The organism is Jatrophihabitans sp. YIM 134969, assembly GCF_054456675.1.
In genome coordinates this window covers 1-21,859 of sequence record NZ_JBTJEQ010000063.1, presented here as the reverse complement: position 1 = coordinate 21,859, position 21,859 = coordinate 1, and the positions used below count along the sequence as shown (strand labels likewise).

Genomic DNA, 21,859 nt, shown 5'->3' with positions numbered 1-21,859 from the left:
CCGCCCCGCGACGGCGCGCGCGCCGGCAGCGACCAGCGGGTGCGAGGTGTCGCCGTCGGCGACGTGGTCCTCGAGCTTGGCCGCGGCCAACGTCAGTGACACCGTCGCGGCGAGCGCGGCGGCCTCGCCCTGGGCCACGGAGGCCCGACGCATGCCCCGCAGCGCGCACGGGCCGGCGGCACGCCTGCGACCCCCGCCGGTACCGGTCTGGGCCTCGACGAGCGCGGAGATCGCGACCGCGTCGGTGTTGGTGACCAACCGGGCCGCGTGCCCGTGGCCGTCGCGCAGCGCGAGGCACAACCCGCACAGGTGCGCGACCCACGCGTCGATCAGGTCACCCGGCAGCCGGTGACGACACGGCCGCAGCATCCCGAACACCGGCGCATCCTCTCAGAGGTGGGACGAGCGCGTCAGGACTTCCCGCTCGGGGACCCCGCCTCCGGCCGTCCGACGCTGGCAGGATGACGGCGTGGCGGGCCCCGACCTCGCGAGCTTCCTCGCCGGTGTCACGCCGTTCGACGCGCTGGACCCGGACGATCTCGCGGCGGTGGTCGCCGCGGCCCGGGTGGAGGACCTGCGAGCCGGTGACGTCGCCACCACCGGGCTGCGGAAGGCGGCGTCGGACGTCTACGTCGTCGTGCGCGGCGAGGTCGACGTGTGGGACGACGTCGAGCGCAGCGGCGGCCCCCCGGATTCGCGGGTGGGCGTCGGTGGACTGTTCAGTCCCGCGGCGGTCCTCTCGGGGCCGTCGCTGGGCCCGTACGCCGTCGCGGTGGGGGAGGCGACCGTCGTCGCCGTGCCCGCGCCCCTGCTGGCCCCCGCTCTGGCCTCACGCCGGGGCGCGGCGTTCGTGGCCGAGCACGTGTCCTCGGCCCGCCGCCGCGCCGCGGTGGGCGCGCGGTACAGCCGGGTCGACGACCTCGTCGTGACCCCGCCGGTCGTCGTCACCGCGGAGACCCCCCTGGCGGAGGTCGCCCGCCGGATGACCGCCGGCGGCGTGGGGTGCGCCGCCGTGGCGCTGCCGGGCGGCGGCCACGGCCTGGTGACCGACGAGCTGTTGCGACGGCGGGTGCTGGTCGAGGGGCGTCCGGCGTCGACCCCGGCGGGTGCGGTCGTCAGCGGCGTCGCCCCCACGGCCGTCACGGGGGAGTCGGCCGACGAGGCCCTGCTGCGCCTGCTCGAGGCCGGGACCGACCACCTGCTCGTGACCGACCCCGCCGGCGTGGTCCGCGGCGTGGTCGAGCCGCGCGACTTCCTGGTCTCGCCCGCGGCGGCCGGCGTCACGCTGCAGGAACAGGTGCGGCGCGCGGAGACCGCAGAGGACCTGGTGACGTACACGGCGGGGCTGCCCCCGCTGCTGGCCGATCTGCTCGCCCGCGGCATGGGTCCCGAGAAGGTCGTGGCCGTCCACTCCGCGGCGCTCGACACCACGGTCCGGCGGGCGTTGACGCTGGTGTTCGCGGATCGTCCCGGCCTCTCGCCGGACGCCTTCACCTGGCTGTCGCTGGGCAGCAACGGCCGCCGCGAGGCGGTGCCGAGCTCCGACGTCGAATCGGCCGTCGTGTTCGGCGGGGACGTCGACCCGGAGGAGTTCCCGGCGTACCGCGAGGCGTTCGCCGCCGTGCACGACCTGCTCGCGGCGTGCGGGTTCACGGTCGACGACCACGGCGCGACGGCGTCCTCGGCCGGGTTCGCCCGCACCGCCGGGGCCTGGCGGACCGCGCTCGACTCGTGGCGGCTCACGCCGGAGGCGCCGCACCACGCCGCGATGTTGTCGCTCCTGCTCGACAGTCGCCCCGTGCACGGTGACGCCGGCCGTCTGCCCCTCGCGGCGCTGGTGCGGGACCTGCGCGCCGACGAACGAGCGATGCGGCTCCTGCTGCAGGAGTCGCTGTCGCACCGGTCACGGGTGCGCTCGCTGCGCGACGTGTTCGGACGCCGGGTGGAGTCTTTCGACGTCAAGACGAATGCCGTGGTGCCCGCCGTGAACCTCGCCCGGTGGACGGCGATCGCCGTGGGCAGCACGGACCTGTCGACCACCCACCGGCTGCGGGCCGCCGGGGGATCACCGTTGCTCACCACGGACCAGGCCGACACCCTCGTCGAGGCGTTCGCAGTGCTGCAGGCGCTGCGCCTGCGCTACCAGGTGGTCCAACTGCGCCGGGGCCGACGCGCCACCGACGTGTTCACGTTGGCCGAGGTGTCGCCGATCGACCGCAGTGTGCTCGCGCAGGCGGTCCGGGAGATCGCCGAGGCGCAACGACGCATCGGAGCGCTGGTCGAGACGACGCCACCGAGCCTCTGGAGCGCGGGCGTCACGCCCGCGCCGTGACCAGCCAGGCGGCGAGGGGGAAACGCAGGGCGCCGTCGACCACGTGGGAGCGCAGGTCGGCCCGCACCTCGTCCAGGCGCGCCGCCCACCCCTGCGGCCCGAGTTCGGGTTCGAGCAACGTGCGCGCGGTCCGGCCGCTGGAGGTGGCCATGATGACCCGCAGCCGTTCCTCCACGCCGTCACTGTCGGGCGTGCTCTGGTCGGCGACGGCGTCGAGCGCGGCCACGTCCACACCGCTCCACCCGGCGTCGGCGAGGACCGCCCGGACGCGGTCGGGGTCCGCGAAGCCCATCGGGCCGGGCACGCCCTCGACCGGGAGCACGGCGTCGGCCCGCCCACCCGCCAACGCGAGCTGACCCAGCGTGAACATCGGGTTCTCGGCCAGACCGCGCCAGCACACGAACGCGAGCCGGCCGCCGGGAGCGGTGGCCGTGCGGATGTTGGCGAACGCCGCGACCGGGTCCGGGAAGAACATGACCCCGAGGCGGGACACGACGACGTCGAAAGGTCCGCCGAGGGAGGGGGCGGCGAGGTCCGCGGTCTGGGCGTCGGTGGCCACAACCGTTGCACTCGACACCCGTTGCTGCGCGGCCGCGACCATCGCGGGCGCGATGTCGACCCCGGTCGTAGCGGCGCCGGACTCGACCGCTGCAGCGAGCAACGTTCCGGTGCCACAGCCGACGTCGAGGACCCGCGCCCCGGGGCGGATGCCGGCCGCGTCGAGGACGGCCGTGGTGAACGCCGTGAACAACCGGTCGAACGTGGCCTCTTCGGCGACCCACTCGGCGGCACGTTCGTCGTCCCAGCCCTCGGGCGCGGGTCGGCCGAGCAGGGCGTCGAGCAGGCCGGCCTCGGCGCGCAGGCGGTCGGCGGCGTCGGGGTTACGGGCGGCGACCGCATCGGCCGCCCGGCGCCGGTCGTCGGCCTCGGCCGCGACGAGCGCGACGGCGTCGTCCTCACCGATCTCGTGGCGGTCGACCTCCGCGGCGCCCGCGCCCACCACGGAGGCCTCGAGAGCGCCCGCCCGGACGTCGCCCGCTCCGACGGCACCCGCGTTGTCGAGCGCGGCCAGCGCGGACCGGTAGACGGCGAGGGCCGCCCGGTCACGGGTCTCCATCGCGGCGGCGACGGCGTCCTGCAGGCGCGCGCGGACGGTCGGGTGGCTGGTCACGGTGCCATCCTCACCGCGGCGTCCAGCGCGATGTCGAACAGGGCGGCCCGCGCCCCACCGGCCGTCGTCCACCCCCGGTGGTCCCAGTCGTCGCCGGCGAGGGAGTCGCCCGCCATGAGCAGGTGCCCGTACCGCACGCCCCGGACCCGGGCGATCGCGATGAGCGCCGACGCCTCCATCTCGACCGTCACGCAGGCCTCGGCGACGCGGCGGGCGGTGCGGGCCCGTGTCTCGCGGAACAGGGCGTCGGTGGTCCAGCTCCGGCCGACGAGGTGGGCCACACCGGCGTCCTCGAGGGTGCTCACCAACGTCGTGACGACGTCGGGGTCCGCGTCGACGACGCGTCCGGGTGCGAGGTAGTGCAGGGAGGTTCCCTCGTCCCGCACGGCCGAGTCGACGACCACGGCGTGGCCGAGGACCAGATCCGGCAGCAGCGCACCCGCGCCGCCGCACGCGACCACGTCACGGGCGCCGAGGGCCACGAGTTCCTCCAGCGTGATGGCGGCCATCGGCGCGCCCACCCCGGGGTTGACGACGGCGACGCGGTGGCCGCGGTGCTCGAGGGTCCAGACCGTCGTACGGCCGTTCTCGCTGACCAACTCGGTCAGGTGGGTCGCCCCGTGGGTGTCGGCGAGGGCAGCGACCACCTCGTGGAACCAGCACAGCACGACCGTGGCGGGGAGGTCGACGCCGCGGGGGACGACCCGCTCGGGCGTCAGGACGCCGGGGGAGTCGAGGTCGTCCTCGAGCAGGGGCAGGTCGGCGGACGTCACGCCGGGAGCCTGCCACCCCAGTCGCACGGCAGTCTCCGGAACTCGAGCGCAACCCGCACGGCGTGTGGTCGTTGTGAAGTGTGGGCGGTTCGTGCAGGACCGCCCTCCCTCCAGCGAGATCCCCCGGACGGAAGAGGTACGGACGTGACGGTCGCCGAGATGAGTCGGTTCCAGGACCAGGCGCACGGCGAGGACCACGACTACGACATCGGGTCGCCGCACCTCACCCACCCGCAGTTGCGCTCGGAGATCGTCCGGCGCCTGCGGGGACTGGTGGCCGAACGGGTCGCCGCCACCGGCAGTGCGCGCGTGCTCGAGATCGGGGCGGGTCACGGCTCGTTCACCGACCACCTGCTGGCGTTCGGCGCCGAGGTGACCGCCACCGAGATGAGCGCCGCCAGCGCCGAGCACCTGCAGGCGCGGTACGCGGCCAACCCCCGTGCTCGCGTGGTCCACGACCCCGACGGCGACGCCGCGTCCGCGCTGGGGGAGCGCTTCGACCTCGTCGTGGCAGCGTCCGTCCTGCACCACATCCCGGACTACCTCGCCGCGGTCCGGACGTGGGCCGACGTCACCGCGCCCGGCGGCACGTTCTTCTCGGTCGCCGACCCGCTGCTGTACTCCGAGGTCGGCACCTGGGCCCACCGGTTGCAGTGGGGCGCCCACTACGCGTGGCGGCTCGGGCAGCCGGGCCAGCTCGCGGCCGCCCGGAACCTGCTGCGGCGCACCCGCCGCGGCGTCGACGAGACGCAGGAGTCGGACATGGTCGAGTACCACGTCCTGCGCGACGGCGTCGACCACGTGAGCCTCACCGCCCAACTGCGCGAGGACTTCCCCGACGTCGAACTCTGGCGTTACTGGTCGACCCCGAGCCCGACCTTCCAGGCCCTCGGTGAGCGTGCCGGTCTGCAGACCAACTTCGCCGTGACGGCGCGGGGTCGGCGCGGCTGAGGGGTCGGTGGTCGGCGCGGTCAGGGGAGACTCATCCGGCGCTCGCTCCACCCGCCCTCGCGAACGCCACCTGACATAATGTCGATTATCGGCGTTGGGTATCCGTTCCTGGAGGGGCGGAGAACCACACGTGACGCTGCCGTTCGAACCGCTCGCGTCCCTGCTCCTCCGTGGCTGCGATCGGCCTGGGTCTGACCAGCCGCCCCTGACGGGTGATGCGAACCGGCGGAGGCCTTCCGGGGTCTCCCGGCGCTCCCGTGTCTCGGCGGCGACGACGGACCCCTGACTCGTCTCCCGCCCTCGAGAGGCTCAGGTCGCCGGGGGCGCCCCCGACGCCGGATGTCGCGGGTGGAGAGCCGCGACCTGACATGACGTGCGGACGGGCGGGAGTGCGACGGCCGCTCGGAGGGCACGCCGTTGCGGCGTCAGGGTGAGACGTACGCCGCGAGGTGCTCGCCGGTGAGGGTCGACCGTGCCGCGACCAGCTCCGCGGGCCGCCCCTGGAAGACCACCTGACCACCGTCGTGGCCGGCGCCCGGTCCGAGGTCGATGATCCAGTCGGCGTGCGCCATGACGGCCTGGTGGTGCTCGATGACGATCACCGAGGTCCCGGAGTCGACGAGGCGGTCGAGCAACGCGAGCAGGGTGCCGACGTCGGCGAGGTGCAGACCGGTGGTGGGCTCGTCGAGCACGAAGACCGTGCCCTTCTCCCCCATCTCCGAGGCCAGCTTCAGGCGCTGCCGCTCCCCGCCCGACAACGTGGTGAGCGGTTGGCCGATGGTCAGGTAGCCCAGGCCGACGTCGACGACGCGGCGCAGGATCGCGTGGGCGGCGGGAGTCCGGGCCTCGCCCGCCGCGAAGAACTCCACGGCCTCGGATGCGGGCATCGCGAGCACCTCGCTGATGTCCCGCCCGCCGAAGGTGTACTCGAGGACGTCGGCCGAGAACCGCTTGCCCTCGCAGACCTCGCACGTCGTGGCGACGCCCGCCATCATGGCGAGGTCGGTGAACACGACCCCGGCGCCGTTGCAGTTCGGGCAGGCGCCTTCGGAGTTGGCGCTGAACAGGGCGGGCTTGACCCCGTTGGCCTTGGCGAACGCCTTCCGGATCGGGTCCAACAACCCCGTGTACGTCGCGGGATTGCTGCGCCGTGAGCCTCGGATGGGGCTCTGGTCGACGGTCACGACGCCCTCACGCGACGACACCGACCCGCGCACCAGCGAGCTCTTGCCCGAGCCGGCCACGCCGGTGAGCACGACGAGCACACCGAGCGGGATGTCGACGTCGACGTCGCGCAGGTTGTTCTCCGACGCCTTCCGGACCTCGAGCACACCGGTGGGTTCGCGCACCGTGTCCTTGAGCGTGGCGCGGTCGTCCAGGTGCCGGCCGGTCACCGTGCCACTGCGGCGCAGCTGGCCCACGGTGCCCTCGAAACACACGGTGCCGCCGGCGGTCCCGGCACCGGGCCCCAGGTCCACGACGTGGTCGGCGATCGCGATCGCCTCCGGCTTGTGTTCGACGACGAGCACGGTGTTGCCCTTGTCGCGCAGTTGGAGCAGCAACTCGTTCATCCGGGCGATGTCGTGTGGGTGCAGGCCGACCGTCGGTTCGTCGAACACGTAGGTGACGTCGGTCAGCGCCGACCCGAGGTGCCGGATCATCTTCGTGCGTTGGGCCTCGCCTCCGGACAGCGTGCCCGCCGGCCGGTCGAGCGACAGGTACCCCAACCCGATCTGCACGAACGCCTCGAGGGTGTCGCGCAACGCGGCCAGCAGCGGCGCCACCGACGGTTCGGACAGCCCGCCCACCCACGCGGCGAGGTCGGTGATCTGCAGGGCGCAGGCGTCGGCGATGCTGACCCCACCGATGGTCGAGGACCGGGCGGCTTCCGAGAGTCGGGTGCCGTGGCACTCGGGGCAGGTCTGGAAGGTCACGGCCCGCTCGACGAACGCACGGACGTGCGGCTGCAACGAGTCGACGTCCTTGGACAGCATCGACCGCTGGATCTTCGGGATCAGGCCCTCGTACGTCAGGTTGATGCCGTCGACCTTGATCTTGGTCGCGTCCTTGTAGAGGAGGTCGTTCAGCTCGCGTCGCGTGTACTTCGCGATGGGCTTCGCGGTGTCGAAGTACCCGGACCCCTTGAAGATGCGGCCGTACCAGCCGTCCATCGTGTAACCCGGCACCTTGAAGGGGCCGTCGTCCAGCGACTTGTCGGCGTCGTAGAGCGCGGTGAGGTCGATGTCGTTGACCGCGCCGCGACCCTCGCAGCGTGGGCACATCCCGCCCGTCACGCTGAAGCTGCGACGCTCCTTCACCTGCTGCCCGTGCCTCTGCACGGTCACCGCACCCGCGCCGCTGATGGAGGCGACGTTGAACGAGTACGCCTGCGGCGAGCCGATGTGGGGCTCCGCCAGCCGACTGAACAGGATCCGCAGCATCGCGTTGGCGTCGGTGGCGGTCCCGACCGTCGAGCGCGGATCGGATCCGATCCGTTGCTGGTCGACGATGATGGCGGTGGTGAGGCCCTCGAGCACGTCGACCTCGGGCCGCGCGAGCGTGGGCATGAAGCCCTGCAGGAAGGCGCTGTAGGTCTCGTTGATCAGTCGCTGCGACTCCGCGGCGATGGTGCTGAACACCAGCGAGCTCTTGCCGGAGCCCGAGACACCGGTGAACACCGTGAGCCGCCGCTTGGGCAACTCGATGCTCACGTTGCGCAGGTTGTTCTCTCGCGCCCCGACCACACGGATGAGGTCGTGACGGTCGGCGTCGCGGGTCACGGGGGCATGGTGCCACGGGGCGGGCACCTGTGGGGATCGGATGAACCCGAGCTTCCATTCCCTGGAATGGAGTCCGTGCTACCGTCGGTCCGGTCAGAACCATTCCGTGGAATGCACATCGAGGAGGGACGTGACCGGTCTGCGGCTGGTGTTCGACCGGCTCGTCCGGTTCGAGACCGAGTTCTACAACGGCATCGACGCGCGCCTTCGTGCTGAGCACGATCTGACCCTCGGTCGTTTCGAGACCATGGCCGTCATCGACCGGACACCGGACTGCCGGGTCCAGGACATCGCCGATGCCCTGGCCATCTCGATCGGCGCGGCCAGCAAGGTCACCGACCGGGTCGAGGCGGCCGGGCACTGCCGGCGCCGCGCCCACCCGGGCGACGGCCGGTCGTCGATCGTCGAGTTGACCACGGCCGGACGCCGTGTGTTCTCCCGTGCGGGCGAGACGTTCGACGACGAACTGCGTCGCCGCCTGGCCGATCCCCTCTCCCCCACCGCTCTCGAGCGGTTCACCCAGACCCTGGCGACGCTGCGCGCCGCCCACCAGCAGGAGGACACCCGGTGACGACCATGCGCGCCGTCGTCCTCGACGCCCCCGGGCCCGTCGAGGCACTCACGATCCGCGACCTGCCCGTCCCCACCCCGCAACCCGGGTGGGTGCTCGTGCGTGTCGAGGCGTTCGGTCTCAACCGCAGCGAGCTGCAGACCCGGCGTGGCCTGGCCGCCGAGGTCACCTTCCCGCGCGTGCTCGGCATCGAAGCGGTCGGAACCGTTGCGCAGTGCCCCGGTGGTGAGTTCGCCGAGGGTCAGCAGGTCGTGGCCATGATGGGCGGGATGGGCCGCCGGTTCGACGGCGGCTGGGCCGAGTACACCTGCGTGCCCGCGTCGCAGGTCATCGCCTTCCACAGCGAGCTGCCGTGGAGCACGATCGGTGCCGTCCCCGAGATGCTGCAGACCTGCCACGGGTCGCTCACAGTCGGGCTCGACGTCCGTGCCGGTCAGACCCTGCTCATCCGCGGCGGTACATCCTCGATCGGTCTGACCACCGCGGGCCTCGCGAAACGACGCGGGCTCACCGTGTTCGCCACGACCCGCAACCCCGACCGGGCCCGGGTCCTGCGCGACGCCGGCGTCGACGAGGTGGTGGTGGACGACGGCGCCGTGGCCGCGCGGGTGCGGGCCCTGCGACCGGACGGCGTGGACGCCGCCCTGGAACTGGTCGGGACGCCCACCCTGCCCGACACCCTCGCCGCCACCGGCGTGCACGGCACGGTGTGCTTCACCGGGTCGCTCTCGGACGTCTGGACCATCCCGGACTTCTACCCCGGCTCGATCCCCAACGGGGTGCGGCTGACGTCCTACGGCGGCGACGCGTCGGACCTGCCGCCCGACGTGCTGCAGGACTTCCTGGACGGCGTGGCCGCCGGCTCGGCGTCGGTGCCGATCGACCACGTCTACCGGTTCGACGAGATCGTCGAGGCCAGCCGGGTCATGGACGAGGGTCGGGCCACCGGCAAGCTCGTCGTCACGACCCGCTGAGCGCCCTGACCCGACCCGAACGGCGGTCGAAACCCCTACGAACACGGGCGAAACGGCACGAACCTGCAGCGTCAGCTTCATGCCAGGGCGGCCCCGTGGACCCCTGACCTCGGCGGTGGCAACGTCCGGGTCCACGGTTGACAGCGCTGTCATGGAGACGGTGGCGGACCGTCGTCGGAAGGTCGTCGATGCCCCCGTTCCACCTGCCCCCCGCCCGACGCCGCACCGCGGCCCTGGCCCTCGTCCCCACGTCCGTCGTGGCGGTCGTCGCGGCCACGCTCGCGGCCGCCGGCCCCGCCGGCGCCGCGCCCGTCTACGTCGCGGACCCCGCGAACCTCGTCAACCCGATCATCGGGACCTCCGGTGCGGTCGACGACTTCCCCGGTGCGGACGTGCCGTTCGGCATGGTCCAGTTCAGCCCGGACACGCCGAGCCGCCCGGCCGGCGGTGGCTACGAGTACGACGACGACGCGGTGACCGGCTTCAGCCTGACCCACATCAGCGGGCCCGGTTGCCCCGCGGCGGGTGACGTCCCGCTGCTCCCGGTCGCGGGCGCCGTGCCCGCGAACCCGGACGCCGCGACCCTCCCCCTGGACCACACGAAGGAGCAGGCGACGGCGGGGAGGTACCAGCTCACCGGCGGGGGCGTCACGACCGCGCTCACCACCACGACGCGCAGCGGGATGGCCCGCATCAGCTACCCCGCGGGCCAGCAGCAGAACCTGTTGCTCAAGCTCTCGGACAGCGCGGCCGGAACCGACGCCACCCACGTGCAGTTCGTCTCCTCGACCGAGATCACCGGTTCGGTCACCAGCGGCCACTTCTGCGGCGCGAGCGACGTCTACACCCTGTTCTTCGACATCACCTTCGACCGGGCGATGTCCGCCTCGGGCACCTGGCAGGGCGGCGCGAACGTCGCAGCCGGGAAGCGTGAGCAGGACGTCACCGGTCGGTTCACGCCGTCGACCGCCACCCGCACCGAGCAGTCGGACGGCACGGCGACCCCGCGGGTCCACCCGACGGCCGGCGCTTCCGTGTCCAAGGCGGCGCAGCCGCCGGTCACGGGTGCCAGCGGTGCGTACGCGTCCTTCGCCGCGTCCACGACGCCGCTGCAGGCCAAGGTCGGCATCTCCTACGTCAGCGCGGCGGGCGCCAAGGGCAACCGCACGGCGGAGAACCCCGGCTGGAACTTCGACAGCGTCGCCACCGCCGCCCACAAGGCGTGGAAGGCGCAGCTGGCGAAGATCCAGGTCGGCGGCGGGAAGCAGGTGGACCAGCAGATCTTCTACACGGCGCTCTACCACGCGTTGCTGCACCCGAACGTCGTGAGCGACAGCAACGGTCGGTACGCGGGGTTCGACGGCCAGACCCACACCGCCGCCGCGGGCCACGTCGAGTACGGCAACTACTCCGGCTGGGACATCTACCGCAGCCAGGTGCAGCTCGCCGCGATGGTCGCCCCGCAGCAGACGAGCGACTCGATCCGTTCGATGCTCGACCAGTACGACCAGACCGGGCAGCTGCCGAAGTGGGCGCTGAACAACGGGGAGAGCTACGTGATGGTCGGCGACCCGGCCGATCCCATCATCGCCGACGCCTACGCGTTCGGCGCCCGTGACTTCGACACGGCGAAGGCCCTGAAGGCCATGGTGCGCGAGGCGCAGGTGGCGAACAACGTGCGACCGGCGCTGGCGCAGTACCTGAGCAAGGGTTACATCCCGAACGACGGCCAGTACGGCTGCTGCAACTTCTACGGGGCGGTCTCGACCCAGCAGGAGTACAACACCGCCGACCACGCCATCTCCACCTTCGCCGCTGCACTGGGCAACGGTTCGACCGCGAGCACGTTCGCGGCGCGCGCGAACAACTGGCAGAACGTCTTCAACCCGGCGTCGGGCTACCTGCAGCCGAAGCTCGCGAACGGGCAGTTCGTGCCGGGCTTCGTGCCGGGGACCTCGAACGGGTTCGTCGAGGGCAACAGCTACCAGTACACGCCGATGGAACCGTTCGACGTCAAGGGACTGGCGCTCGCCGACGGCGGCAACGCCGCGTGGATCGCCAAGCTCGACGGCCTGACGACCAAGCTGCACAACGGGGACTCCTCGAACGCCGACTTCGGCAACGAGCCCAGCATCGAGATCCCGTGGGAGTACGACTACGTCGGCGCGCCGTACCGGACCCAGAAGGTGGTGCGCGACATCCAGCAGCAGATCTTCCCCGCCGCACCGGCGGGCATCGCCGGCAACGACGACCTCGGCACCATGAGTGCCTGGTACGTCTTCTCGGCCCTGGGGTTCTACCCGGAGACGCCCGGCACCGCCGACCTCGCGCTCGGTAGCCCGGTCTTCCCCGCCGCGCTGGTGCACCTGCCGAGCGGCGGGAGCCTCACGATCACGGGCGACGGCGCGGCGACCGACGCCCCGTACGTGCAGTCGGCGACGCTCAACGGGTCGTCGTGGACGCACGCCTACCTCAAGCCGAGCGTGGTCAGCCAGGGCGGTGCCCTCGCGTTCCAGCTCGGTACGACGCCGAACACGACCTGGGCCGGCAAGGCGTCCGACGCACCGCCGTCGGACACCGCGGGTCTGCTCCCGGCGCTGGGCTACACGACCGAGTCGTCGGCGATCACGACGCCCGGCGGCGACGTCGACGTGACGGTCGGGGCCCGCAGCCTGTCCGGCACGCAGCAGGTCACCTGGACCGCCCACCCGGCGTCAGGCGTCGGCGGCGGGGTCACGAACGGCACGATCCAGTCGACCCCGAAGCACGACGGCACCCAGCAGATCGGCTTCACCGCCCCGCAGGACGAGGGGCGCTACCTGGTGACGATCTCGTTCCAGACCGCCGACGGCACCGACCTGCCGGACGTGGTCGTGGAGATCGACGTCGCGAAGCCCGGTGAGCTCTGGCCGTTCTACAACAACGCCGGTATCGCGTCGGACGGCGCGTCGGGCCAGGCCGACTTCGACGGTGACGGCTGGGCGTACTCGCAGCAGGCGCTGGCCGCCGCGGGCGTGCACCCGGGCGACACCGTCAGCGCGCAGGGGGTCGACTTCACCTGGCCCGCCACCGCGCCGGGCGATCTGGACAACATCGAGGCGGGCGGGCAGACCATCCCGCTCGTCGCGGTGGCCGGCGCGACCAAGGTCGGCATCCTCGGCTCGGCGAGCAACGCCGATCCGGGGGCGCAGGGCCAGGCGACGGTGACCTACACCGACGGCTCGACCTCCACGGTCACGTTGGGGTTGTCGGACTGGACGCTCGGTGCGGGGGCTCACGATCCCTCGTACGGCAACGGCATCGTGGCCCAGACGCCCTACCGCGACACCACGAACGGTGACAAGCAGACCGTGGACACGTTCGTCTTCGCCGCGACCGCCGACCTCACGGCCGGCAAGACGGTGAGCAGTGTGACCCTGCCCGACACCGTGAGCAGCGGGCAGTTCCACGTGTTCGCCGTCGCGGTGAAGTAGCGACCCGGCTCGGGATCGCCCGCTAGCGGCGGGTGATCCCGAGCCGTCGCGCCTCCGGCAGCCAGGAGGTGAAGAACTCGCCGATCACGGCGTCGAAGAACTCCGTGTCGGTCATGGCCAGGGTGTCGGAGTACTCGACCAGCCCGACGTTGTCGACGACCCGGTTGCCCATCGTGTCGAGCTTGGCCATGAAGTCCGGCTTGTAGCCCAGGCCGATGAACTGCCAGAACACCGGGCGCGACGCGGACTCGAGCACCAGTTTGGTGGTCAGCGACTTGTCCGCCGGGGCGCCGTCGGTCACGAACAACACCAGCTTCGGGGGCGCGTCCTTCTCGGCCTCGAGGTCGACGCCCTTGCGTCCGAACAGCCCACGCTTCTTCTTCGCGCCGCCGTCGAGGATGGCCTGGATCGGCGGGGCGTAGTTGGTCGCGCCCATCTTCTTGCCCTCGGCCCAGGCGTCGACGACACCGCGGTGGTTGTCGCGGTCCACGAGCACCGGCGGGAACGGCCCGGCGTGGAAGAAGTGCACCGGCACCACGCCGTCGTCGTCGAGGCCCGACAGCGACAGCGCCAACGCGCGCTCGACGACGGTCTGCACCTCGCTGGGGCCGCCGTCGGGCGCGGGCTTGAACCGCGGCCGCATGCTGCCGGAGAAGTCGATCGCGATCTCGACCTGGGCCGTGAGTTCGCCCAGGTCGATGCCCCTGGCCTGCTCCTTCTTCAGCAGGCTGACCAGCGATTCCTGTGCACTCTCGGTGCGCTTCTCGAGGGAGACCGTCACGCCGGACCACCCTAGCCAGCCCGGGAACACGCTCGTGGTCGCACTGCGCGGGCGGCGATCGCCCCGTACCTTCGGGGCATGTCCCGGCGCCCTCCGACCGCCGCCGCGCGTCGCCGGCACCGCCGGTGGGCACTCACCGGTGGCGCCGCTGCCGTGGTGGTCGTCGCCGCCGCGGCGGCTGCAGGCATCGCGATCGCCGCGCCGTCGTCGTCGGGTGCCGACGACCCGTCCACGAGCGTCCCGACGGGGAGCATCGCCTTCCCGGAGGTCACCCCTCCCACCAGTCCTCCCGCCACCCCTCCCGCTGGTGGCAGTTCGCGGATCCAGCTCGGAGCGGGCGGCTTCACCGTGTTGCCGACCGAGGCGTCGACCTGGGTGGCGCGCAACCCCGGTGACGCGCGGATGCCGGTCATCCGCGACCGCATCGCCACCAAGGCCTCGGCCCTCTGGCTGACCGGCGACGAGAGCTACGGCAACCTGTCGTACGCGGTGTCGCAGGCGCAGCGGAACGACGGCACGCTCACGTTGACGCTCTACAACATCCCGGGGCGCAACGACGGTCTCACCGGCCCCACGGACGTCACCCCGGCGCAGTACCGCTCGTTCATCGACCGGGTGGTGACGACCCTCGGCTCGACCCGCGCGGTGGTGGTGGTCGAGCCCGACGCGTTGTGGTTCGTCGACCGCCAGACCCCGCCCGGCACGCAGGCGTACACCGACCGGATGGCGCTGTTGAACTACGTCGTCGACTCCTTCCGCGCCCACGCTCCCCGCTCCTACGTCTACCTCGAGGCCGGGACGTCGTCGCAGTCGGTCACGCCGCAGCGGATGGCGCAACTGCTGCGGGCGGCCGGTGTGGCGAAGGCCGCGGGGTTCGCGGTCGACGTGAGTTCGTTCGGACCGGAAGGGCCGATCACCGCCTGGGCAGGCGGGATCCGGTCCGCCCTGGCGTCGCTCGGCGTGTCCGACGCGCACTACGTCGTGGACACCTCGCGCAACGGCAACCCCTCGTGGGACTACACGTGGTGCAACCCGTCCGCGCGCAAGATCGGGTTCACGCCCGGGCTCGCGAACGGTGCGGACGGCCGGGACGCGAACCTCTGGATCAAGCAGCCGGGGACGTCCGACGGCAACTGCGGCAACGGTCCGGGCAGCTACGGGGGGCAGTTCCTGCCGCAGGTGGCCTACGACCAGGCGAGCTGACCCGCCCTCCCGCACGTCTGGGACAGTCGCTCGGTGAGCACCCGGCGCGTCAGCGCGCGCAGCGACGTCGCGCCCTTCCACGTCATGCGGGTCTTCGCGGCGGCCGAGGCGCGTCGGGCCGACGGGCTGCCGGTCTACGACCTGTCCGCGGGGCAACCCTCGACCCCGGCACCGCTGCCCGCACGGGAGGCCGCGGCGCTCGCCCTCGGCGCCGACCGGCTCGGCTACACCGGCGCCCTCGGGCTCCCGGCGCTGCGTGAGGCGATCGCGATGCGGTACGGGCAGGTGTACGGCGTGGAGGTCACGCCGGAGGCGGTGGCGGTCACGACGGGCTCGTCGGGCGGGCTCACCGTGGCGTTCCTCGCCGCCTTCGACGCCGATGACTCCGTGGTGCTGACCCGGCCGGGCTACCCGGCCTACCGGAACGTGCTGCTGGCGCTGGGGTGTGAGGTCGTCGAGGTGCCGCTGCGACCGGACGCCCGGCTGACGGTCGCCGACCTCGAGGCGCTGCCGGAGCCGCCCGCCGGGCTGGTGGTGGCGAGTCCGGCCAACCCGACCGGGACGATGGTCACGCCGGATTCGCTCGCCGAGATCGTGCGGTGGTGCGACGCCCACGACGTGCGCCTGGTCAGCGACGAGATCTACCACGGCATCGGGTACGGCCCGAGGGCGTCGACCGCGTGGGAGACGTCGCGGACCCCGATCGTCATGAACTCGTTCTCGAAGTACTTCTCGATGACCGGGTGGCGCATCGGCTGGTTGCTGCTGCCCGACGAACTGCGTGGCCCGGTCGACACCCTCGCCGCCAACGCCACCATCTGTCCGCCGGCGCTGTCGCAGTACGCCGCGCTCGGAGCGTTGTCCCCCGCAGCGGTTCCCGAGCTCGAAGCCAACGTGGCCCGGTACGCCGAGAACCGCGCGATGCTGCTGGAACGGCTGCCGGCGATCGGACTCGACCGGCTCGCGCCCGCCGACGGCGCGTTCTACGTCTACGCCGACGTGTCGCGGTGGACGTCGGACTCCCTGACCTGGGCCGGATCGTTGCTGGATGCAACAGGGGTCGCCGTCGCTCCCGGCGTGGACTTCGACCTGGTCGACGGCGGCCGCTGGATCCGGATGTGTTTCGCGGGTGACGGCGGGGTGCTGGCCGAGGCCGTCGACGTGCTGGGGCGGTACCTCGCGTGAGTTGGTTCCGGCGGCCCGCGGTCAGACGACGCGGGTGCCGGACTCCCAGAGCGCCCAGGTGAGGGGCACACCTGGGCGGTAGGCGAGGTGGGCGGCGCTGGGGGCGTCGAGGACCAACAGGTCGGCGCGGGCGCCGGGCCGCACGACGCCGACGTCGTCGCGTCGCAGCGCGGCGGCCCCGCCCGCGGTGGCCGACCACACCGCCTCGGCGACGGTCATGTGCAGGTCACGCACGGCCAGGGCGATGCAGAACGGCACGTTGGTGGTGAACGACGTCCCGGGGTTGCAGTCGCTCGCGAGCGCGACGGTGACGCCGGCGTCGAGGAGGGCGCGGGCGTCGGGCCAGGGGCCGCGGGTGGAGAAGTCGGCGCCGGGGACCAACGAGGCCACGGTGCGCGACCCGGCGAGGGCGTCGACGTCGGCCGGCGCGAGGTGCACGCAGTGGTCGACGGACGCCGCGTCGAACTCGACCGCGACCGCGACGCCGGGACCGGGTGCGAGCTGGTTGCCGTGCAGACGCGGGGTCAGCCCGGCCGCGACCCCGGCTCGCAGGATCGTGCGGGTCTCGTCGGCGTCGAAGGCGCCGCGGTCGCAGAACACGTCGATCCACCGGGCGTGGGGGGCGCAGGCGACCAGCATGTCGCCGGCGACGAGATCGACGTACGCCGCGCGGTCGGACGCGTACTCCGGCGGGACGACGTGCGCACCGAGGAACGTGGTCTCGTCCGTGAGTTGTGTTGCCAGCTGCAACGATCGGGACTCGTCGGCGACGGTGAGGCCGTAGCCGCTCTTGATCTCCATCGTGGTGGTGCCCGACCGTCTCGCCTCCTCGCGGAGCGCGCGGGCGTGGGTCAGCAGGGCGTCGTCGGACGCGGCGCGGGTGGCGGCGACCGTGGTGCGGATCCCCCCGGCGGTGTAGGTCTCCCCCGCCATCCGGGCCGCGAACTCGGCGGCCCGGTCACCGGCGAACATCAGGTGGGCGTGGCTGTCGACGAACCCCGGCAGGACGGCCCGGCCCTCGACGTCGACGACGGCGTCGCAGTCCGGCGCCGCCGCGGACGGTCCGACCCACGCCACCCGCGACCCGTCGAGGACCACCGCGTCACCGTGGGACGCGTCGTCGTTCGTGGTGAGCTCACCGATGCCGGTGACCAGCACGCTGCTCACGGCGTCCGCACCGCGGCGATGGAGGTGCGCAGGGCGTCCGGGACGTCCTTCACGAGCGCGTGTTCGCGGTGCCGCACCACGAAGCGGCCGTCGACCACGACGTCGGTGACGTCGGCCGCGGTGGCGGCGTAGACGGCGGTGGCGAGGTCGGCGCCGCAGCCCGCGGTGCGCGGGGAGTCCAGGTCGACGGTCACCAGGTCGGCCCGTGCGCCCGCCTCGATGCGCCCGGAGTCCCAGCCGATGGCGCGGTGGCCGTTCGCACTCGCTGCCGCCCACAGCATCGGTGGGGTGAAGTGCCCGCGTTGTCCGGTGACGACCCGCTCCCCCGTCTCGACCGCCCGGGCCTCCTCGAACAGGTCGATGACGGCGTGACTGTCCGAACCCAGCGACAGCGGGCTGCCGGCGGCCTGGAGCGCCGCGCCGGGACCGATGCCGTCGGCGAGGTCGCGTTCGGTGGTCGGGCACAGGCACACCCCGGTGCCGCTCCCGCCGAGCAGCGCGATGTCCTCGCGGACGAGGTGGGTCGCGTGGACGGCGGTGGTACGGCGGCCGAGGACGTCGGTCTGGTGCAGCAACCCCGTGGGCGTCGAGCCGTACTCGGCCAGGCACGCCTCGTTCTCGGCCGGCTGCTCGGACAGGTGGATGTGCAGCGGGGCGTCGTGGCGGCGCGCCCACGCCGCGACCACCGGCAGCCCGGCGGCCGGGACGGCGCGGACCGAGTGGATGGCGGCGCCGACCTTGGCGTGCGGGCGGTGCAGCTCGGCCGCGAACCGGTCGGCCCGCTCCGCCCAGCCCTCGGCGGAGCCGTCGCCGAACCGGATCTGCGCACCCTGCAACGGTTCCCGCGCCCCGCCCCGCAGGTAGCAGGTGTCGAGCAGCGTGATGCGGATGCCGGCCCCGGCCGCCGCCTCGACGAGCGCCTCGGACATGGCGTTCGGCTCGGCGTACGGGGTGCCGTCCGGCTGGTGGTGGACGTAGTGGAACTCCCCCACCGCGGTGATGCCGGTGAGGGCCATCTCGGCGAACACCGCGCGGGCGAGGTCGTGGTAAGTCGCGGGGGTCAGCCGGGCGGCGATCTCGTACATGCCCGTCCGCCAGGTCCAGAACGTGCCGCGGCCGTCGGGCAGACGCGCTCGCAGTGCGCGGTGGAAGGCGTGGGAGTGGACGTTGGCCAGGCCCGGCAGCGTGAGACCGCGCAGTACCGACACCCCCGCCGGGGGCGCGGGGAAGCCGGTCTCGACCCGTTCGATGGTCGGCCCGGAGTCGGACGTGCTGACCAGGACGCCCGAGCGCACGGCGCCAGTCGGGAGCACCGCGTGTTCGAGCCAGAACGAGGTCACGAGGCAGCCGACCGCATGAGGGTGGCCAGGGCGTCGACGCCGGCCAGGCAGTCCGCGCGCTCGGCGTGCTCCTTGGGCGAGTGGGAGATCCCGGTCGGGTTGCGGACGAACAGCATCCCGCTCGGGACGACCCCCGCCAGGACCCCGGCGTCGTGCCCGGCGCCGGTCGGGACGACGGGAAGCTCGCCCAGCTCCCCGGCGAACCAGTCGAGGACCGCGCGCGGGAACTCCACCGCCGGCGACCGCGACTCCTGGGCCACCTCGACCGTGACCCCGTGCAACGATCCCGCCTCCTGCGCGGCACGGGTGACCTCGGCCAGGACGGCGTCGACGGACGTCTCCGCCTCCGCCCGGGCGTCGAGCCACGCCCGCACCGACGACGGCACGGCGTTCGTGGCACCCGGCAACGATTCGATCCGGCCGAGGGTGGCCACGGCGTCGTGGGTCTCGGCGGCGGCGCGGGCGGCGAGCACCGTGCTGGCGTACGGCAGCATCGGGTCGCGGCGGTCGACCAGGCGGGTGGTGCCGGCGTGGTCGGCGCGGCCGGTGAACTCCAACCGCCAGCGGCCGTGCGGGATGATCGCCGACGCCGCGCCCACCGGGACGTCGAGGGCCCGGCCCTGCTCGACGTGCAGCTCGACGAAACACCCGATGCGACCGAGGGTTTCCGGGTCGGGCCCGAGGGTGCCCGGATCGCGACCGACGGCCCGCAACGCCTCGGCGAGCGTGGTGCCGTCACGGTCGCGGCGGCCCAGGACGTCGTCCGGCGTCGAGGCGCCGGTGGCGAGCCGCGACCCCAGGCAGGGCAGACCGAAGCGGGCGCCCTCCTCGTCGGTGAACACCGCCAGGGCGACCGGCCGGGTCGGGGTGACACCGGCCGCCTGCAGGGCGTCGAGCGCGGCGAACGCCGAGACGACACCGAGCGGGCCGTCGAACGCGCCGCCGTCGGGCACGGAGTCCAGGTGCGAGCCGAACACCGTCGCGCCCGGGCCGGGCGCACCCCACCAGGCCCAGAGGTTGCCGTTGCGGTCGGTCTCGACGTCGAGACCGCGGGCCTCGGCGGCACCGACGAACCACTCCCGCAGCGTCAGGTCGGCGGGCGTCCAGGCGTAGCGGCGGTAGCCGCCGGTGCCGGGGTCACGCCCGACCGGTTCGAGCTCGGCCCACAGGCGGTCGAAGGAGTCCGGCCCGCCGGACGGCGTCACTCGGTTTCGCGCATGGGCACGCGGACCCCGCGCTCGTCCGCGACCTGCGCGGCCTTCTTGTAGCCCGCGTCGACATGCCGGATGACGCCCATGGCCGGGTCGTTCGACAGCACCCGCGCCAGCTTCTGCGCGGCCAGCGGTGTGCCGTCGGCGATCGAGACCTGCCCCGCGTGGATGGACCGGCCGATGCCGACGCCACCGCCGTGGTGGATCGACACCCACGACGCCCCCGACGCCGTGTTGACCAGCGCGTTGAGCAACGGCCAGTCGGCGATGGCGTCGGAGCCGTCGAGCATCGCCTCGGTCTCGCGGTAGGGCGAGGCGACCGAACCGGAGTCGAGGTGGTCGCGGCCGATGGCGATGGGGGCCGAGAGTCGGCCGTCGGCGACCATCTCGTTGAACCGCAGCCCGGCCTTGTCGCGCTCGCCGTAGCCCAGCCAGCAGATCCGCGCCGGCAGCCCCTGGAAGGCGACCTTCTCCCGGGCCTGGGTGATCCACCGGCGCAGCTTCTCGTCGTCGGGGAACAGGTCGAGCATCGCGTCGTCGGTCGCGGCGATGTCGGCGGGGTCGCCCGAGAGCGCGGCCCAGCGGAACGGGCCGCGGCCCTCCTCGAACTGCGGGCGGATGTAGGCCGGCACGAAGCCCGGGAACTGGAACGCCTTGGTGTAACCCGCGAGTTGCGCCTCGCCGCGGATGGAGTTGCCGTAGTCGAAGACCTCGGCGCCCTTGTCCATGAACCCGACCATGGCCTCGACCTGGCGGGCCATCGACACCCGCGCCCGGTCGGTGAACTCCTCGGGCTTCTTCTCCGCGTAGTCGTGCCAGTCGCCGAGTTCGACTCCGATCGGCAGGTAGCTCAGCGGGTCGTGCGCCGAGGTCTGGTCGGTGACGATGTCGATCGGCGCGTCGTGGGCGAGCATCTGCGCGAACACGGTCGCCGCGTTGGCGCAGACCCCGATCGACAACGGCTTGCGGGCGTCACGGGCCTCGACCGCGAGCGCCAGCGCGTCCTGCCAGGTCGCCGCCTGGGTGTCGAGGTAGCGGTGCTCGATGCGCCGCGAGATGCGGGCCGGGTCGACGTCGACGCAGATCGCGACGCCCTCGTTCATCGTCACGGCCAGCGGCTGGGCGCCGCCCATCCCGCCGAGGCCGCCGGTGAGGGTGATGGTGCCGGCGAGCGTGCCGCCGAACCGCTTGTCGGCGACGGCCGCGAACGTCTCGAACGTGCCCTGCAGGATCCCCTGGGTGCCGATGTAGATCCAGGACCCGGCCGTCATCTGGCCGTACATCGTGAGGCCGAGCGCCTCGAGCCGGCGGAACTCGGGCCAGTTCGCCCAGTCGCCGACGAGGTTGCTGTTGGCGATGAGCACACGCGGCGCCCACTCGTGGGTCTTCATCACGCCGACCGGCCGGCCGGACTGCACCAGCATCGTCTCGTCGTTCTCGAGCGTGCGCAGGGTCCGGACGATGGCGTCGAAGCTCGCCCAGTCGCGCGCGGCCTTGCCGGTGCCGCCGTAGACGACCAGGTCGTCGGGGCGCTCGGCGTTCTCGGGGTCGAGGTTGTTCATCAGCATCCGCAGCGCGGCTTCCTGCTGCCAGCCGCGGCAGGAGATCTCCGTGCCGCGGGGCGCACGGACGGGGCGGGCTCCGATCGTCATGGGCCTGATTCTGGCATTGCGCCCGGGGCGGGTCCCAGCCCGTCACCGTCCACATCGCCACGCCGGCGAGTGGGCGGAAATCCACTCACGAGTGGTCGTCGGACCTCAACCGTCGAGCTCGCATCGAGACCTCCCGACTGCATCGCCGGTGCCCGGCGACCGCTCGGAGACTGCACCATCTCGTCGGTTGTGGTCTGTCGGGACATCGCTGACAGGTTTCTGTCGGGACATCGCTGACAGTCATGATCGACTAGCCGGTGGTGGGGCGAGGTCGGCGGGCGCGGTAGTCATGGTC

The 21,859-nt window shown here is 72.8% G+C and carries 16 protein-coding genes; 7 read left to right on the top strand and 9 right to left on the bottom strand.

What is annotated here, in order from left to right; translation table 11 throughout:
• Positions 1 to 378, bottom strand: a 378-nt coding sequence (locus ACXR2U_RS21900; protein WP_458827215.1) for a DUF5685 family protein, incomplete at its 3' end; no start/stop codon positions are given.
• Between the two features lie 91 nt (positions 379 to 469).
• Here ACXR2U_RS21900 and ACXR2U_RS21895 point away from each other — a divergent pair.
• Complete coding sequence (locus ACXR2U_RS21895; protein WP_458827214.1) at positions 470 to 2,332, top strand: putative nucleotidyltransferase substrate binding domain-containing protein; 1,863 nt, start codon at positions 470 to 472, stop codon at positions 2,330 to 2,332.
• Here the strand turns inward: ACXR2U_RS21895 and ACXR2U_RS21890 are convergent.
• Positions 2,316 to 3,503, bottom strand: coding sequence for a class I SAM-dependent methyltransferase (locus tag ACXR2U_RS21890; RefSeq protein WP_458827213.1), 1,188 nt, complete (start codon positions 3,501 to 3,503; stop codon positions 2,316 to 2,318). The two genes, ACXR2U_RS21895 and ACXR2U_RS21890, sit on opposite strands and share 17 nt — an antisense overlap.
• Positions 3,500 to 4,276 carry a nucleoside phosphorylase gene (locus tag ACXR2U_RS21885; protein ID WP_458827212.1) on the bottom strand — a complete coding sequence of 259 codons (777 nt, stop codon included), beginning with the start codon at positions 4,274 to 4,276 and terminating at the stop codon, positions 3,500 to 3,502. Before ACXR2U_RS21885 ends, ACXR2U_RS21890 begins: the two co-directional genes overlap by 4 nt.
• 144 nt (positions 4,277 to 4,420) lie before the next feature.
• Here ACXR2U_RS21885 and ACXR2U_RS21880 point away from each other — a divergent pair, with 144 nt between their 5' ends.
• A complete protein-coding gene (locus ACXR2U_RS21880) occupies positions 4,421 to 5,227 on the top strand; it encodes a class I SAM-dependent methyltransferase (RefSeq protein WP_458827211.1) in 807 nt (268 codons plus the stop codon).
• A 425-nt stretch (positions 5,228 to 5,652) separates the two neighbouring features.
• Here the strand turns inward: ACXR2U_RS21880 and ACXR2U_RS21875 are convergent, their stop codons facing one another.
• Positions 5,653 to 8,007, bottom strand: coding sequence for an ATP-binding cassette domain-containing protein (locus ACXR2U_RS21875; RefSeq protein WP_458827210.1), 2,355 nt, complete (start codon positions 8,005 to 8,007; stop codon positions 5,653 to 5,655).
• Positions 8,008 to 8,137: 130 nt separating this feature from the next.
• Between ACXR2U_RS21875 and ACXR2U_RS21870 the strand changes: the two genes are divergently transcribed.
• The 3 genes from ACXR2U_RS21870 to ACXR2U_RS21860 all read left to right on the top strand — a co-directional run bounded on the left by ACXR2U_RS21870 (position 8,138) and on the right by ACXR2U_RS21860 (position 13,025).
• Entirely contained in the window at positions 8,138 to 8,578 is a 441-nt protein-coding gene (locus ACXR2U_RS21870) for a MarR family winged helix-turn-helix transcriptional regulator (RefSeq protein WP_458827209.1), read from the top strand.
• A 5-nt stretch (positions 8,579 to 8,583) separates the two neighbouring features.
• Positions 8,584 to 9,552, top strand: a complete 969-nt coding sequence (locus tag ACXR2U_RS21865; RefSeq protein WP_458827217.1) for a zinc-binding alcohol dehydrogenase family protein — start codon at positions 8,584 to 8,586, stop codon at positions 9,550 to 9,552.
• Between the two features lie 188 nt (positions 9,553 to 9,740).
• Positions 9,741 to 13,025, top strand: a complete 3,285-nt coding sequence (locus ACXR2U_RS21860; protein ID WP_458827208.1) for a GH92 family glycosyl hydrolase — start codon at positions 9,741 to 9,743, stop codon at positions 13,023 to 13,025.
• Between the two features lie 22 nt (positions 13,026 to 13,047).
• On the opposite strand, the gene ACXR2U_RS21855 is transcribed toward ACXR2U_RS21860, so the two are convergent.
• Positions 13,048 to 13,806: a VWA domain-containing protein gene (locus ACXR2U_RS21855; RefSeq protein WP_458827207.1), complete on the bottom strand. Its 759-nt coding sequence runs from the start codon at positions 13,804 to 13,806 to the stop codon at positions 13,048 to 13,050.
• A 78-nt stretch (positions 13,807 to 13,884) separates the two neighbouring features.
• Here ACXR2U_RS21855 and ACXR2U_RS21850 point away from each other — a divergent pair, with 78 nt between their 5' ends.
• Together ACXR2U_RS21850 and ACXR2U_RS21845 are read left to right on the top strand one after the other, a co-directional pair.
• On the top strand, positions 13,885 to 15,009 hold the full coding sequence (locus ACXR2U_RS21850) for a glycoside hydrolase family 6 protein (RefSeq protein WP_458827206.1): 1,125 nt from the start codon (positions 13,885 to 13,887) through the stop codon (positions 15,007 to 15,009).
• A gap of 84 nt (positions 15,010 to 15,093) precedes the next feature.
• Complete coding sequence (locus ACXR2U_RS21845; RefSeq protein ID WP_458827216.1) at positions 15,094 to 16,194, top strand: aminotransferase class I/II-fold pyridoxal phosphate-dependent enzyme; 1,101 nt, start codon at positions 15,094 to 15,096, stop codon at positions 16,192 to 16,194.
• Positions 16,195 to 16,215: 21 nt separating this feature from the next.
• Here the strand turns inward: ACXR2U_RS21845 and hutI are convergent, their stop codons facing one another.
• The 4 genes from hutI to hutU are packed head-to-tail and all read right to left on the bottom strand — an operon-like array spanning position 16,216 to position 21,564.
• The gene (hutI, locus tag ACXR2U_RS21840) at positions 16,216 to 17,361 is read right to left on the bottom strand and encodes an imidazolonepropionase (RefSeq protein WP_458827205.1); all 1,146 of its coding nucleotides are present in this window, start codon (positions 17,359 to 17,361) and stop codon (positions 16,216 to 16,218) included.
• On the bottom strand, positions 17,358 to 18,701 hold the full coding sequence (locus ACXR2U_RS21835) for a formimidoylglutamate deiminase (RefSeq protein ID WP_458827204.1): 1,344 nt from the start codon (positions 18,699 to 18,701) through the stop codon (positions 17,358 to 17,360). The genes hutI and ACXR2U_RS21835 overlap by 4 nt, the downstream gene beginning before the upstream one ends.
• On the bottom strand, positions 18,698 to 19,906 hold the full coding sequence (locus ACXR2U_RS21830; protein WP_458827203.1) for an allantoate amidohydrolase: 1,209 nt from the start codon (positions 19,904 to 19,906) through the stop codon (positions 18,698 to 18,700). Before ACXR2U_RS21830 ends, ACXR2U_RS21835 begins: the two co-directional genes overlap by 4 nt.
• Positions 19,903 to 21,564 (bottom strand): urocanate hydratase, encoded by a 1,662-nt coding sequence (gene hutU, locus ACXR2U_RS21825; protein ID WP_458827202.1) that lies wholly within the window; start codon positions 21,562 to 21,564, stop codon positions 19,903 to 19,905. The genes ACXR2U_RS21830 and hutU overlap by 4 nt, the downstream gene beginning before the upstream one ends.
• Positions 21,565 to 21,859 lie beyond the last annotated feature (295 nt).